This window comes from Vibrio sp. 2096 (genome assembly GCF_033339595.1).
Classification (GTDB): Bacteria; Pseudomonadota; Gammaproteobacteria; order Enterobacterales; family Vibrionaceae; genus Vibrio; species Vibrio alginolyticus.
Genome location: NZ_JAWOUX010000002.1, coordinates 446,893 through 460,215 on the forward strand (window position 1 = coordinate 446,893; position 13,323 = coordinate 460,215).

General features: G+C 41.8%; 17 protein-coding genes and 2 tRNA genes. 6 read left to right on the plus strand and 13 right to left on the minus strand.

All coding sequences use genetic code 11. The features are described from left to right. Positions 1–5 precede the first annotated feature (5 nt). From R7Q41_RS05330 to R7Q41_RS05355, 6 genes are all read left to right on the plus strand, one after another. Positions 6–1,043: a fumarylacetoacetate hydrolase family protein gene (locus R7Q41_RS05330; RefSeq protein WP_047100685.1), complete on the plus strand. Its 1,038-nt coding sequence runs from the start codon at positions 6–8 to the stop codon at positions 1,041–1,043. A 21-nt stretch (positions 1,044–1,064) separates the two neighbouring features. Beyond that, a complete protein-coding gene (gene maiA / locus R7Q41_RS05335; RefSeq protein ID WP_318108023.1) occupies positions 1,065–1,733 on the plus strand; it encodes a maleylacetoacetate isomerase in 669 nt (222 codons plus the stop codon). 195 nt (positions 1,734–1,928) lie between these two features. After that, complete coding sequence (locus R7Q41_RS05340) at positions 1,929–2,588, plus strand: DUF2726 domain-containing protein (protein ID WP_318144401.1); 660 nt, start codon at positions 1,929–1,931, stop codon at positions 2,586–2,588. Positions 2,589–2,707: 119 nt separating this feature from the next. After that, positions 2,708–3,046 (plus strand): hypothetical protein, encoded by a 339-nt coding sequence (locus R7Q41_RS05345; RefSeq protein WP_005377830.1) that lies wholly within the window; start codon positions 2,708–2,710, stop codon positions 3,044–3,046. A gap of 179 nt (positions 3,047–3,225) precedes the next feature. Then, positions 3,226–3,302, plus strand: a tRNA-Val gene (locus R7Q41_RS05350). 32 nt (positions 3,303–3,334) lie between these two features. Then, positions 3,335–3,411: transfer RNA gene (locus tag R7Q41_RS05355), tRNA-Val, on the plus strand. Between the two features lie 258 nt (positions 3,412–3,669). Here the strand turns inward: R7Q41_RS05355 and R7Q41_RS05360 are convergent. The 13 genes from R7Q41_RS05360 to R7Q41_RS05420 form a co-directional block, all read right to left on the minus strand. Further along, positions 3,670–3,900, minus strand: a complete 231-nt coding sequence (locus tag R7Q41_RS05360; protein WP_017820907.1) for a hypothetical protein — start codon at positions 3,898–3,900, stop codon at positions 3,670–3,672. 129 nt (positions 3,901–4,029) lie between these two features. Next, positions 4,030–4,668, minus strand: coding sequence for a DJ-1/PfpI family protein (locus tag R7Q41_RS05365; RefSeq protein ID WP_017820908.1), 639 nt, complete (start codon positions 4,666–4,668; stop codon positions 4,030–4,032). Between the two features lie 165 nt (positions 4,669–4,833). Then, a complete protein-coding gene (locus R7Q41_RS05370; RefSeq protein ID WP_005377827.1) occupies positions 4,834–5,232 on the minus strand; it encodes a VOC family protein in 399 nt (132 codons plus the stop codon). An 899-nt stretch (positions 5,233–6,131) separates the two neighbouring features. Beyond that, positions 6,132–6,581 (minus strand): nuclear transport factor 2 family protein, encoded by a 450-nt coding sequence (locus tag R7Q41_RS05375; protein WP_005377826.1) that lies wholly within the window; start codon positions 6,579–6,581, stop codon positions 6,132–6,134. 163 nt (positions 6,582–6,744) lie between these two features. Next, entirely contained in the window at positions 6,745–7,134 is a 390-nt protein-coding gene (locus R7Q41_RS05380) for a lysozyme inhibitor LprI family protein (protein ID WP_318108112.1), read from the minus strand. A 404-nt stretch (positions 7,135–7,538) separates the two neighbouring features. After that, the gene (locus tag R7Q41_RS05385; RefSeq protein WP_005377824.1) at positions 7,539–7,790 is read right to left on the minus strand and encodes a TIGR03643 family protein; all 252 of its coding nucleotides are present in this window, start codon (positions 7,788–7,790) and stop codon (positions 7,539–7,541) included. Positions 7,791–7,888: 98 nt separating this feature from the next. After that, positions 7,889–8,389, minus strand: a complete 501-nt coding sequence (locus R7Q41_RS05390) for a GNAT family N-acetyltransferase (RefSeq protein WP_017633971.1) — start codon at positions 8,387–8,389, stop codon at positions 7,889–7,891. Positions 8,390–8,539: 150 nt separating this feature from the next. Further along, positions 8,540–8,920, minus strand: coding sequence for a hypothetical protein (locus R7Q41_RS05395; protein ID WP_138939935.1), 381 nt, complete (start codon positions 8,918–8,920; stop codon positions 8,540–8,542). A 153-nt stretch (positions 8,921–9,073) separates the two neighbouring features. Next, on the minus strand, positions 9,074–9,478 hold the full coding sequence (locus tag R7Q41_RS05400; protein ID WP_017633973.1) for a DUF1801 domain-containing protein: 405 nt from the start codon (positions 9,476–9,478) through the stop codon (positions 9,074–9,076). 141 nt (positions 9,479–9,619) lie between these two features. Then, a complete protein-coding gene (locus R7Q41_RS05405; RefSeq protein WP_005377819.1) occupies positions 9,620–9,952 on the minus strand; it encodes a YnfA family protein in 333 nt (110 codons plus the stop codon). 64 nt (positions 9,953–10,016) lie between these two features. Further along, positions 10,017–10,484, minus strand: a complete 468-nt coding sequence (locus R7Q41_RS05410) for an Sbal_3080 family lipoprotein (protein WP_005385757.1) — start codon at positions 10,482–10,484, stop codon at positions 10,017–10,019. 418 nt (positions 10,485–10,902) lie between these two features. After that, on the minus strand, positions 10,903–11,586 hold the full coding sequence (locus tag R7Q41_RS05415; RefSeq protein ID WP_065274432.1) for a DUF4336 domain-containing protein: 684 nt from the start codon (positions 11,584–11,586) through the stop codon (positions 10,903–10,905). 249 nt (positions 11,587–11,835) lie between these two features. Continuing rightward, positions 11,836–13,311 carry a Na+/H+ antiporter NhaC family protein gene (locus tag R7Q41_RS05420; RefSeq protein ID WP_005377816.1) on the minus strand — a complete coding sequence of 492 codons (1,476 nt, stop codon included), beginning with the start codon at positions 13,309–13,311 and terminating at the stop codon, positions 11,836–11,838. Positions 13,312–13,323 lie beyond the last annotated feature (12 nt).

The following is a 13,323-nucleotide window of genomic DNA, read 5'->3' on the forward strand; positions in this document are numbered from 1 at the left end:
CAAGGATGAAATTAGCAACCAAGAAAAATGGCACTCGTGACGGTTTGTTGATGGTCGTGAGCAAAGACTTAACGCGCTGCGTACCTGCGACAGAAATTTTCCACCCCATGAACTTAGCTCCGACGATGCAGGTGGCGCTTGATAACTGGGATACGCTAGCACCACAACTTGAAGAGCTATACGTTGCACTGAACAATGGCACGGTTGCAGGGTATGAAGAGTTTGAAGCGCACTACTGTGAGTCGCCGCTTCCTCGCGCTTATCAGTGGGCTGATGGCAGTGCTTACGTAAACCACGTTGAGTTGGTTCGAAAAGCTCGCGGCGCTGAAATGCCAGAGAGTTTTTGGACGGATCCGTTGATGTACCAAGGAGGCTCTGATGCCTTTATTGGTCCTTGTGACAACATCGAGTTTGCGAGTGATGAATGGGGTATTGATTTCGAAGGTGAAGTTGCTGTGGTAACTGGTGACGTACCAATGGGCGCGAGTGTTGCAGAGGCTCAGGAGTCGATTCGTTTGATCATGCTGGTGAATGATGTCTCACTACGTGGCCTAATTCCGGCAGAGTTAGCTAAAGGGTTTGGTTTTTTCCAATCTAAACCTTCTTCTGCGTTTTCTCCTGTGGCAGTAACACCTGACGAACTCGGCGAAGCGTGGTACGAAAACAAAGTGCATTTACCATTGCTCTCGACCTACAACCACAAGCCGTTTGGTCGCCCAAATGCGGGTATCGATATGACGTTTGATTTTGCAGACTTAATTGTTCATGCGACTAAAACGCGCCCGCTATCTGCTGGGGCAATTATAGGTTCTGGCACGGTATCTAATAAGCAAGGCACCGAACATGGCACTTCGATTGAGGAGGGTGGTGTTGGTTATTCATGTATCGCGGAAGTTCGCATGATTGAAACCATTCGTGATGGTAAGCCGTCGACTAACTTTATGTCGTTTGGAGATTCAATCAGATTGGAAATGTTCGATGCGGATGGCAACAACATATTCGGTTCGATTGACCAACAAGTTAGCCAATATCTCAAGCACTAATAGTGCTGGTTGGGAGACGATATGAGCGATAGCATGATTTTATACGGATACTGGCGATCATCGGCGGCGTATCGTGTGCGTATTTGCTTGAATCTTAAAGAGTTATCGTATGATTCAAAATCGGTACACTTGGTGCGCAATGGTGGCGAACAACATAGTGACGAGTACCATGAGTTAAACGCTTCTGAACTGGTTCCTTTGCTGGTGGATGGGGAGGTTCAGTTAACCCAGTCACTGGCGATCATTCAATACTTAGAAGAACACTACCCGGATGTCACTGTGATCCCCGAGCAAACGCCGCTTCGATACCAAGCGCTAGCTTTGGCTCAGGATATTGCAATGGAGATTCATCCCCTGAATAACTTAAGAGTTCTACAGTATTTAGAGGGGGAGTTAGCTTGCGAGCCAGAGCGCAAAGTCGTTTGGATTCATCACTGGATCCACAAAGGTTTTACAGCATTAGAAGAGAAACTTCAGAAGCATCGTAAACTAAATGGTGATTGCAAGTTTAGCCTGACAAGCTCGCCATCTATTGTCGATATTTGTCTGGTACCACAATTTTATAACGCACAACGCTTTGGTGTAGATACCTCTCTTTATCCAACCATTAACGCTGTTGTGCAGTCATGCAATCAACTGCCAGCTTTTATTGATGCGATGCCAGAGAATCAGCCAGACGCTAATAGTTGATTCTTAGCATACATAATGTATTAACAAAATTTAAACGAGCCAATCCAAGTGTGTGATTGGCTCGTTTTTATTGGTGAGCAAAATTTTCTGTTTCTCGCTATCGTCGTGGCGCCTCAAAATTGCGAGGTTTTGTTGCTCTGCATAACATTTCCATTTACGCTTTGAGCAACGAGTTGTTTTGGATGCACTTTATTTATGACCAACATTTTTATCATTGTTGTTCTTCTGGTTTTATTCTTCTTTGTTATTCAAAAGTACGTGATTAAGCACGATGACACGCGTGATTATCCTTATCGCTCGAAAGGCCCTCTGCTCAGAGGTCAAGAGGGTGCGTTCTTTAATGCGTTAAGAGCGGCGGTCGGGGAGCATGCCGTAGTATTCGCGAAAGTAAACATGTCCAGTTTGGTTACGCCAAAAGAAATCAAAAATAAGAAGCAGTTTTTTGTCGCGAACAATCGTATATCTCGAAGCTATTTTGATTACGTTATTTGTGACCCAAGGACACTAGAGCCGCGCGTTATCGTTGAATTGGATAATGGGCAGGAGCTAAACAAGGGTAAGATAGAAAGACAAAAGTTATTGATTCATGTTTGTAAGACGGCCAACCTGCCTTTAATCGGCGCTTCGATAAAGCACAGTTATCAAGTTGGGCGATTACGTCGTTTGCTTGCGGCACACATTGATTTGATTGAGCCCGATAAAGAAGTGCGCTTTTGCAAAAAATGCGGCAGTCCGATGATCATTAAAACCGCAAGCCAAGGTGAGTTCAAAGGGAGACGTTTCTTTACTTGTAGCCGTCAGCCGAATTGTACATACACCGAAAATTATAACGTTGTGTTTGAGGCGGACGACTAAACACGACAATTAACCTGCAGAAATAAGGGGCTTTGATTAGAGATGATCAAAGCCTTTTTTGTATCTGTCCTCAAGGCAAGACCTATACTTTGAAAAAGAGTGCAGAATAGGGCAGCCATATGCGATACGGATGGATTTTGTCAGCATTGTTCATCGCATCTAATGTTAGTGCGATACCTAATTTGAAACCACTGGAGTGTGAATTGACAGAGACACCCCAAGATCATTTCTTGTTTTACCGAGAGCAAATGGTTTACCACAGTGAGCAGTTTGTCATATTTCAAAACTTCAAAGGCAGGGTGAGCACTCAAGTGGACGTCAAAACAGGAGAGTTGATTCGTACAACCTATATCGGCGAACCATTTAAACCTAAATATCAGATTTTGTTCGGCACTTGCCCTAAGGTATCGCAAACCTTACAGATTTGGATGCTCAGTGAAGTGCCTTACGACAATTAAGTGAGATAATAAAAGTTATATAGATCACACTTTTAAACCCTGCAGGCTCAGTCCTTGTCGATAAAATCATCTGAAAACGCGTGTTGAGTTTACATTTTCGCCAAACGGTTCAAAGTTGGTAAATTTGTGCTTGCACCGTCGTTCGCTTATAGCTAATATCCTCGTCGTTCCAGAGAAATGCGTCCGTAGCTCAGCTGGTTAGAGTATCGCCTTGACATGGCGGGGGTCGGTGGTTCGAGTCCACTCGGACGCACCATTCTGAATTGAATGGTTAGGAACACAAAATTTGGGTCCGTAGCTCAGTTGGTTAGAGTACTACCTTGACATGGTAGGGGTCGGCGATTCGAGTTCGCCCGGACCCACCAAATTTTAGAAAAAGCCCACCTTTTGGTGGGCTTTTTGTGTCTGTAATTCATTGATACTCAAGTAAAACTACTTCTTTTCTTGTCCCTTGTTTTTGCTCTGCTTTAGCCCCTTGTTAGAGATAAAAGCGCACTACTTGATCCGCAACACAACCTCAAAACCCTAAATGCAATGCATAAGGTGTATACGCTTCAAACCCACTAGAGCCGTCTATAAATTATGTTGCGTGCCACTAGCCATGGCATTAGAGACACTGACTATTAATCTAAATTATCTGGCGTGTGAAGATTGGTGCCGCATATTGTACATTTGTAGTCACCAGTCGCTTCGCCTTCCATTAATGAGCTAATTATTGCTGCAAATAGACCTGAGAAGAAACCTTTAGCTTTTTTCTCGGTCTTTTCCTGCGCTTTAGAGAAGCTTTCGTACCGATGTAGCGTTACTTCTTTACAATTACAGCAAAACGCTCTTGTCTCTTCAGAACCGTACATTTTTACCAATTGATTTACTCCCTGTAAGTTAATTTCCCCAAGTGGCGTTATGTTCAAGGGTAAATCACACAAGACTGATGTGTGACTTACCCTAAACACTAAAACTAACGTAATGTAAAACACCACATGTTATGAATGATTATTTAACGCCTTGTTATCCGAGCTTGCTAACTCTGCTGATTGAATAGTTGTGGCAATAAGTTCTTCAAACAGCTCTAATTGCCCAGCAGGTATCAATTGATTTTGTATAGCTTTTCGTTTGTTTGAGTCAAATAGCCGCTCTGTTAACCAACCAATTAGATACATCAGTGAAAGACAGCCACCGGCCGTCGCTACATTACCGTCTATCACGAGAGGCAGATCCTGAACATCTCCTCCCATACTTTGTAGAACAGCCTTTGCATCTGGGTTTGTTGTTAATCGCTTGCCTTTTAGTAAACCGAGTTCATGGAGGATGAATGATCCCGCACAAATCGAACCTATTAGCTGCCTATTTGGATCAAGATTCAACGCTGACATAAATTCAGCATCTTTTAAAGCGGCTGGAATACCCTGTTTGCCGCTTGTAATAAGAACGACATCTTGATTCGTCACCTCAGAAAGGTGTCCGTCTGTTTTAACTTTCATACCGAGGTGGGAATGATGTTCAGATTTAGTTCCAAGTATACTTACTGTCCAACTGTCGGTTGTGCGCCCTAGCAAGTCATACATAAGAAAGAAATCGACATCCGTGAAATCATCAAATAAAACAACGCCGATTTTATACATAACATTTATCCTTTTGGACTTACTCGTAAGTCGCAAAATGTGTAGTAGGAGGGGAGGGGCATTCAATACGCAAGCTTCTGCTGAGCACCTTAAACACCAAAGGCGGTGCAAACTAACAATGCCATGTGTACCAAATCCCTATTATAAAACTTTGTTATGTTTGTTTTATGAGCCCGCCCAGAAAAACTCAACCCTAATACCACTTGGGTCGTAACACATTAAATGTTTTGCGGGTCCTGTTTTAACAAGCTCGGGACCAAACTCAATTTCGATTCCCGACGCCATAAATTGATCACGCAACTCATAGAGTTGCTTCTCAGTCTCTACGAGTAAAGCTAAGTGATGCAAACCAATATTCGTTTTTCTGTCAAATGGAGTGGCGGCATCAGCCTTAGCCGCCCATAGTGTAAGCATGATATGCCCATCACTCACAAATATTGCCGGGTAGCCTGGATTTCTTTTTACTTCACTCCAACCTAATTGTTCAGTGAAAAACTTCGCGCTTGCTTCTAGGTTAGATACGGTTAAACCTACGTGGTGTATGCCTTTTGTTAACACAGTCACTTTGTTTCCTTACTCGTTTTAATGGCTATCAAACAAAGATAACTCGATAAAAAGTAAGCATCAATACACATATATTGATTAACTTCGTCAATCTATTCGAATACGGTAATCCAACTGGAAACATAACATTGTAAACAAGAAACCCAATCTTGAACTAAAAATTAAACTTAGAGTTCATTCTTAAGTACTGTATTAATCAAATACATTAATAGCCATAATATTTAAGCCAGCCTATAGGGCATATCATTCCATTAAAGGTTTGAATGTTCTTATCCAAGCTAACGTCTTCCAATTTGTAACAGTGAACAACATTACTAGTCGAAGTAGATGCTGGTGTTGAATACGTTACAGGTTTAGAAGCGTTTGCTTTATGTATTTCATGTGCTCGCTGCTGGTCTATCGCCACTTGATTCTTATGATTGTTAACTTCTCGCAATCCAGATTCTAGGGGTAGGTGCCAATCCTTACATGTTGTTCCTAAACCATCATTCTGAGACTGATATTCTGATAACGCTACACGAGCTTCATTTACAGACTGATCGATATCGAACTGATCGACTAGCCAAGTAGAAAAAGAATAGTTAATGGCCTCTCGATAGGTTTGATAATACGTTTTCAGGTATAGGCTGTAGCTGGCTTTGCGTAGACTGGCAAGCGGTTAGAAGAAAAGGGACAGGGAGTAGTTTTAGAAAAAATTTTTGGTTCATTTTAATCTTAAAATTAATGCAATCTTTTTCATTATCATAATACAGGACGATTGAAGAAAGTAGCATTTCTATCAGTAAGGGAATATAGCTAACGTACTGATAAGGTGCGAGTAAAGCAATGCCAAAGCCCTTAACACACCTTAACTACGAATACTACCGCATAACAAAGATGCTATGCGGTAGCGGTAGTATTCAGGCTTGAACAGTTTGTCGCACGTTGCTCTCGCCTGACAGCACGGAAATTCTCTCAAAATCTCGACTCGGGAAGTCAGGGTCTACGTACACAAACATACGACTTATCATTTTTCCTTCAAACTCAAATACACTACAAAAACGCCCTGTGGAAACTTTGTTGTCCGGCCAAGAGGTACCATCACTCATTACGCCGCCTTCCTGTCCTTCAACAATGACCTTGTTTCCAGCAGTCGTTATTTGAAAGCCGTCTATGTCGTGCCAGATACTAATCAACGAGCTACCAATCCTATTGCCAAACTCCACTAAGGCACTCTTTCCTTTCGCTTGCCCAAATTTAGGAAAGAAAAAATCAACATCCTCTGAGAATAGATCCAGATAGCTAGGATCACCGGCATCTATTTTCTCGAAATACTTAACTACTAGCCCAACTAAATCGTCTTTTTCCATAATTATTTCACACCCATATTAGCTTTACGCACAACGCAGGGTTAAGTAGTAAGCGGAGCGACCACTCAACCGGAACGTTTGCATCTTAAACACCGAGTACATTTAAACTGAAATTGCCAAGAGTTGCGAATCTTATTGAAGTGCTTTGTTAGATGTAATCCGTTTAGCCTACGTATACTCCATTGAAGTACTCGACGCGTTCTAACGTCATTCTTAACTTACACTCTTCAATCTGGACACCTTGCCAGGGTGAGGGTGTGGAAGACAGGCCCGTAAATTCACATTCGGCGTCTCTGTATTTTAGCCAAGCTCTTTGGGCCTTTCGAAATGGCTCTACCAGTTCGGTCTGAGACCATGTTTCCCTTAGTGCTTTTTCTTCCTCACCTACTCTAGCGATTGCTTCCTTGTAACTTTCGTTAAGCTCTTTATCTGCAGATTCCATCTTCTTTTCTACACACTGATAACCAGCCATAACGCCACCGCCTTTTACTTTGCAGGGATCTTCAACATCATCAGAAGCCAAGCAAGGTAAAGAAACCAACGCAAATATCATAAGTAATTTGTTCAAAATTGCCTCCAAGCTCCGAGTGCTTGTTAAACCGTTATCAGCTATTTTTCCTTTTTAATCATGCAGCTTTTTGTCTGTGCCTTCAAAGATAAAATAGAAGGTTAGTGATTCTAGTGCCTAAATAGAAGGTAAAAGAGATTGATACACGGGTTAAATGACGCCTTAATCTGAGTTACTCTTAGTGGGCGTTTTGTATCAATCTTTTCTGTGGAATCATTAGTTTGATGGCGTCTGAGGATGTTAATATGACTCCCATTGAATTTATTATCGCCCTGAAACACCTAGGTTGAATTAAGTGGTGACTATTCCCCTCCAATCATGAAGTTGGTTCAAAGGTAGGGCGATAAATGTTGCGATTCGTAATAAAAATTTATGCCAAGTGCAGTTCGCTATCGCGGCTTATATTGAGTTGGGCAATAACCTCTAATGATGTCTGAGTTTCGTAGCTTGTTGTGTTTTGTATTGCGCCCCGAAACCCTTTTACGCCACAATTTAAAGCTACTTGATTTGAGCCGGCTACGCATAAACTGAATCACGTCGGATTCATTCAAACCAAATTGAAATTCGATAGCCTCAAATGGGGTGCGGTCTTCCCATGCCATTTCTATTATTCTTGACTCAGTTTCCGAGGTCAGTTTCATTTCAAATAACCTATTTTAGAAAAGAGATTTCTACGACGGAAATTGAGTCTTGGTTCAAATGTTCTTATATGCGTGCTTAGTGTTTAGCGACATAACACCTACAAAAACTTCTCAATGAGGACTTCGTCTACGTATTTCCCACGAACTTTTGCATGCTTCTTCGCGGTCCCTACGATTTCGAAGCCTTGTTTGAGATAGGCTGATAACGCTCGCTCATTATCGCTGCGAACGTACGCAAATAGTTTTTCGTAACCCTTTTGTTTGGCTACTTCGAATGTCGATTTGAAAAGCTGTTTAGACACACCTTGGCCACGAGCACCGTCACTAACAAACGTACCAATTATGCCAACATGGTCAAAAGCTTTTGTATATTGTGCAAAGGGCTCGATATTTTGGAAACCAATGACTTGTGAGCTATTTTCGGATAAAGCGACTGTAAACACGCCCCGTTCTGGGAAATGAGTAATGAACTCTTTTTCTTCTTCAGGTGTGAAAGGCGTATCTAATACAGTGTATAAACCTTCAATAATGATGGGATTGAGGACGTTTGTAATGCCTTCAGCATCACCTAAAGTTACCTGACGTACAATTAAATTCATGCCACTTAGCTCCTATTAAAATTAGGGCTGCTTTGTACATGAGTTGGAGACTTGCGGCAACAAGTAACGTCATTAAGTCGTAAAGAATATACCTATTACACTTAAACGGCGGTTAATAGTGCTGATTGTTACTTTAGTATTTCTGATATATCACTTTTTAAGTGACGGCTTAACTTCTACAGAATATTTCCACATCACGATCCCGTTTTCTACAAGATCATAACTCGCGCTTTGACCCTCGGAGTTGAGCACAAATACCGGCATTTCCATCCTTGACGTAGAGCCATCTTGGTTGCATGACATGGTAGCTTCAAGCTGTATACTATTTTTGCTCGGTTCTGAAAGGGTCCCTAAGTACGTGCAGCCGTCGACAAAACTGGTTTTGCTTTTTCCTTTAGAGGATATTTCAAAAGTCGGAAAAATGAATGTTGATTGAGGCTCTGTTACTACCACATTGACTTGATAGTTCGTCGCTGAAAAAGCATTGAAATGAGCTCCAAGCATAAGTAAGAACAAGATTTTTGATTTCATAAACTCTTCTTTATTTCGATATTACTAGTTTGGTTACGGCGCTATTAACGTGACCACTTAATCTAAAACTTTACTGCGGAAGCATTAAAAAGGATACAAAGGTAGAGTAGTTGAATATGGTTAATCGGCCGTAAATAGTTTTATTAAGCGATCTTACATACCTAAAAGAGGTAAGTTCTTTCGCTTTTGATAGGTTAATGCTAATTCTAAACAGGTCTTGATTGAAGCTTCTGGCAAAGGTGCTGATAAAGATAGAATTATTGCTCGATTACCCTGAAACTCAAGTGAGTCACTATACAGTTCGCGGAATGTGTCGACGAGCTTAGTTTGGCAATTAAAGAACAGATAATAACGACTAGGCGTTTTCTGTTTCCAATCCATCCTTACCGGGCTACCTGTTTTCACACTGTAGCTTGGCTCTCCCCATTTTAGAGATTCTTCAACTTCCCCCAGTTTTAATTCAGAAGCGATAGTTAAGACGATATTTCGTAGCTCTTCTATCCGAATACGCACATGTTTTGGATACTCATCAAATCTTGCCTTCACTGCATGGTTCATTAGTATCTCCTATAAATAGCGCTGTTTTGGGGTGAAGCCCAAGCGTACTTTGGCTATGTAGCAATTACGTCATAATGTTATTAATCAATAAATCTAGCACATAGCCAAAATACTAAGCGTAAGGGTTTCCCTCGGTTACGTTTAGGATGCTCTGGGTGAAAACATGATGATTGACATGCCAAGCATAGCGACAGAAACCCCCACTATGTCCCAGAGCGTTGGTCGAACGCCGTCGATACACCACAACCATAGAATTGCGACAAAAATATAGACACCACCGTAAGCGGCATAAACTCTGCCAGTTGCGGTAGGATGTAAAGATAGAAGCCAAGCAAACATAGCAAGGCATAGCGCTGCTGGTACCAAAAGCCAAACTGACTTATCTTCCTTTAACCAGAGATAAGGTAAGTAGCAGCCTAATATTTCTGCAATGGCGGTTATAAAGAAAAGCCCAATGGTTTTGACTTCAGTCACTTAAACATTCCTATCTTTCTCTACAAATATATGATGCTTGTTAAATGGGCAATTGTTCGGCTCATTACATTTCGCCCAGCTTAATCTTGGATTGAGCCTCACTCACGGTTTGTTTACCGAATAACAGATCCATCATCGAAATGATTCGTTTGTTGTCTTTACCCCATTTATCTGGATTCGCGCTGTTTGGTGCTTTAAATTCAACTTGTCCTACTTTTTCGTTATTTTTGTAGGCTTTGATCTGAGCATCAGCGATAAATGTTCTAAAATCCCAGCTCCAGCGTGATACGTAAGTAAGTGTTAGCTCAGAGCTAACAGGAGGCGTGCCGTCGCTTACGACTGTGCATTTATGGGCGGTATCCAAACACCAGTCTTGCATCGAATCTAAGAAAACATCTCGCGTGGCGTTGTCTTTTACGATGGTGATTTCCTTGCTCTGATTTTCTTTCGAGATTGTTTCTACCGTATACTTTGGTGCCGCACATGCAGCTAATAGAATAGGCAAGCTTAGAATGATGAGTTTTTTGTGCATCTTATGTCTCTTTTTTTTAAATTTATATATTCAAACAACTTCAAGATACTGAGTTCAACGAGAATAACTAACAAGCATGGCAACAGTTATTAACAAAACCTTTAGAGTCGAAGGGTTTGTTTCGGGAGTATGCCAATGTCTCGAAGCAAAATAATTAGTAAGAGATTGCTATAGCGTTATGTTAACTCTTGAACTTATGTCCGTATCAATGTTCAGAATTCTTCGCATTGAAGTTTTTGAAGTGCAATTCTAACGGAATTTTAAATTGCTGCATAATGCTCAATTAAGAGGAACAGGGGAGCTTATCGTTAAACATAACGTGTAGTTCTGTAAATTGCCCCCTAAGACTAAGCTAAAAGGGCCTAATGTTTTAAAATAGCTTCTTGTCTATTCTGTTGTGTGAGTTTTCAATGTTGTCTCATACTAGCCACTTAAAAGAGCGCTGTAAGAACTTGTCTGCATTATCAAGGACGATTTCACCGTGAGCCATAACCAATATATTAGGTTTCCAAGACAGCAGTTTATTTAAGTGTTTTCGAGCCTCTTGTTTGCTAAACATAAAACTTAGGCGCCAATCCAAAGGCATTTTTCCATTCGGAGCAAGAATACCGGCCCCTTTAGCCACAAACCGCTGCCAGTAGTTAAAGTCCTGGCCAGAAAAATTCTCGACGAGGTCAGTAACAATTAAGGTCTTTGAAAGTCGATGATAAAACACACACTCTTCCATTAATGGAGAGCCAGAAAATAGTTCTTGTTCAACCTCAGAGTTCCAAGCATTACCGCCTTGGTTAAGTGAAGCGTGAAAGTGTATATCACGGCACTTCTTGATGACTTCATCTGTGCCATAAACTTCTGCGCTAGGATAGGCAAATACCCATTCAGATAAGAACAAGTGGTGTAAATGATTAGGAGCGATTAAGTATTTCACTTGGCCTAGATTGTTGATTTGCTCTCTAATCGAATTTGATAACTTAATTGGACTATGAATCCAAAGGCCACCATCAGAAAGCCTAACAATAGTCATACGAGTGGTGTATGGGAGTCCTAAGAATTGGACGGGATCTCCGTCAAATATCCATATCTCTTGGGCTAACTTTTTCATGTCTCTCCAACCGTTAACACTGTATTAAGGCGGCATTTAAGTTACTCAAAAGCTGCCTTGCTGCACAATAAACGCTTCGCTAAGCGTAAACCAAAAATATTAGGTTTACCAAACCATTATTGAGTGCAGATGTATATCTTTGAGTGTTTTTATACTGAACGGACGTAAAGTCGTTTTAAGAGGATCATTTGACTTGATAGAACAAAACCCCGCTATTTTTGAGCAGGGCTTTGCAATTAGATAAAGGGGCTAACCGATGATGAAGAAGAAAATCGCGGTTGCAACAATACCAATCAACGCATAAGGAAACTGTGTGGTTGCGTGTTGCATTGCTGTACAGCCTGAACCTTGTGCAGATAACACGGTTGAGTCACTAAAGAAACAAGAGTGGCTCCCTGCCGCTGATGCTGAAAGCAGCGCTGCAACGGTTAAGTGTAGAGGCACACCAAGCTGTTCGCCCAAAGGTAGAACAATTGGCATCGCTACTGCAAACGTTCCCCAAGACGATGCCGTTGCAAATACCAACGCGCCCGTAATCATAAAGATAATCGCAGGGAAGTAAGACGCTGACAGGTAAGGGCTGACGGTCTCAATGACATACTGCGTGACGCCCAATGAGTCGTTGACCGATTTCAACATGAAACCACCAATAACGGTCGCAAGCGGCAGTAGCATAACCTTAATGCCATCATAAACAGCTTCGAACATGTCGTTCATCGAGATCAGTTTTTGTGCGCCGTAAAAGCTAATAGTAAAGATTAACGCGACGAAAACACCAGCAAGTAGATCGATACCAAAATACCAACTTGCGGCAACAAGTACGATCATTGGTAACAAGAAGTTGACAAGGCCCATGGTTGGGTTGGTATGTGCAGAGACATCGGGACCAAAGTCGACATCTGTTGCACCGTCTGGACGAACTTGACCATTCTTCGCACGCTTTTCTGCCTTTTTCATCGCGCCTAGATCTGGGATCTTTTCCATTGCAACCAGCAAAACAATCACCAGCGTTACCCAGCCGTAAGCCATGTATGGAATAGCTTCAATGTATGCTTTGATACCATCTCCCGCTTCTGCTACTCCGTTTGCTTCTAGCAAAGAACTGAAGAAAATTGCCCAAGTGGAAATTGGTACGAGGATACAGATAGGTGCGGCGGTTGAATCCACAAGATATGAGAGTTTTTCACGCGAGATTTGGTAGCCGTCCGTAACTTTTTTCATTGAGGAAGAAATTGCAATCGCATTCAAATAATCGTCGATAAAGATCAGAATACCTAAAGCAAAGGTCATCAGCATCGATTGCTTACGGCTTTTTACTTTCGTGACTAGCATGTCGGAGAAGCTCAAGATACTGCCGCCTTTCTCCAAAATAGCAATTAGGCCGCCCATCAAACCACAAACGAGGATGATCCAAGCAATAGTTTCATCCATCATTACACTCATGGAAATATCAACAATCTGTTCTACCGCTTCAGTTGGGTTAAGCAGAAGAACACCGGCAATAGCGCCGCTAAAGAGGGCTTCCACAGTTCGGTGTGTTGTCAGCGCAAAGACCAATACCAACGCCGTTGGTAAAAGACTCATCCATCCGTAGGCTTCGCCTTCCTCATGGTTCAAACCGATTGTGGTAAAAAAGACAAACGTCGCAACCGAGATTAAAGAAACAATAATGTGTTGAGAGTTGATTTTAAGAGGCGCATCCAGCGCCTTGGTCTGCGTAGTCATAAAGTTCATTTC

Bases quoted from the DNA above. Each gene is read 5' to 3' on its own strand.
- R7Q41_RS05330 (WP_047100685.1), top strand. From the start codon at position 6: ATGAAATTAGCAACCAAGAAAAATGGCACTCGTGACGGTTTGTTGATG.
- R7Q41_RS05390 (WP_017633971.1), bottom strand. From the start codon at position 8,389: ATGAATTTAATTGTACGTCAGGTAACTTTAGGTGATGCTGAAGGCATT.
- R7Q41_RS05380 (WP_318108112.1), bottom strand. From the start codon at position 7,134: ATGATATTTGCGTTGGTTTCTTTACCTTGCTTGGCTTCTGATGATGTT.
- R7Q41_RS05345 (WP_005377830.1), top strand. From the start codon at position 2,708: ATGCGATACGGATGGATTTTGTCAGCATTGTTCATCGCATCTAATGTT.
- R7Q41_RS05360 (WP_017820907.1), bottom strand. From the start codon at position 3,900: ATGTACGGTTCTGAAGAGACAAGAGCGTTTTGCTGTAATTGTAAAGAA.
- maiA (WP_318108023.1), top strand. From the start codon at position 1,065: ATGAGCGATAGCATGATTTTATACGGATACTGGCGATCATCGGCGGCG.
- R7Q41_RS05410 (WP_005385757.1), bottom strand. From the start codon at position 10,484: ATGCACAAAAAACTCATCATTCTAAGCTTGCCTATTCTATTAGCTGCA.
- R7Q41_RS05415 (WP_065274432.1), bottom strand. From the start codon at position 11,586: ATGAAAAAGTTAGCCCAAGAGATATGGATATTTGACGGAGATCCCGTC.
- R7Q41_RS05385 (WP_005377824.1), bottom strand. From the start codon at position 7,790: ATGAAACTGACCTCGGAAACTGAGTCAAGAATAATAGAAATGGCATGG.
- R7Q41_RS05365 (WP_017820908.1), bottom strand. From the start codon at position 4,668: ATGTATAAAATCGGCGTTGTTTTATTTGATGATTTCACGGATGTCGAT.
- R7Q41_RS05395 (WP_138939935.1), bottom strand. From the start codon at position 8,920: ATGAAATCAAAAATCTTGTTCTTACTTATGCTTGGAGCTCATTTCAAT.
- R7Q41_RS05340 (WP_318144401.1), top strand. From the start codon at position 1,929: ATGACCAACATTTTTATCATTGTTGTTCTTCTGGTTTTATTCTTCTTT.
- R7Q41_RS05420 (WP_005377816.1), bottom strand. From the start codon at position 13,311: ATGACTACGCAGACCAAGGCGCTGGATGCGCCTCTTAAAATCAACTCT.
- R7Q41_RS05375 (WP_005377826.1), bottom strand. From the start codon at position 6,581: ATGGAAAAAGACGATTTAGTTGGGCTAGTAGTTAAGTATTTCGAGAAA.
- R7Q41_RS05400 (WP_017633973.1), bottom strand. From the start codon at position 9,478: ATGAACCATGCAGTGAAGGCAAGATTTGATGAGTATCCAAAACATGTG.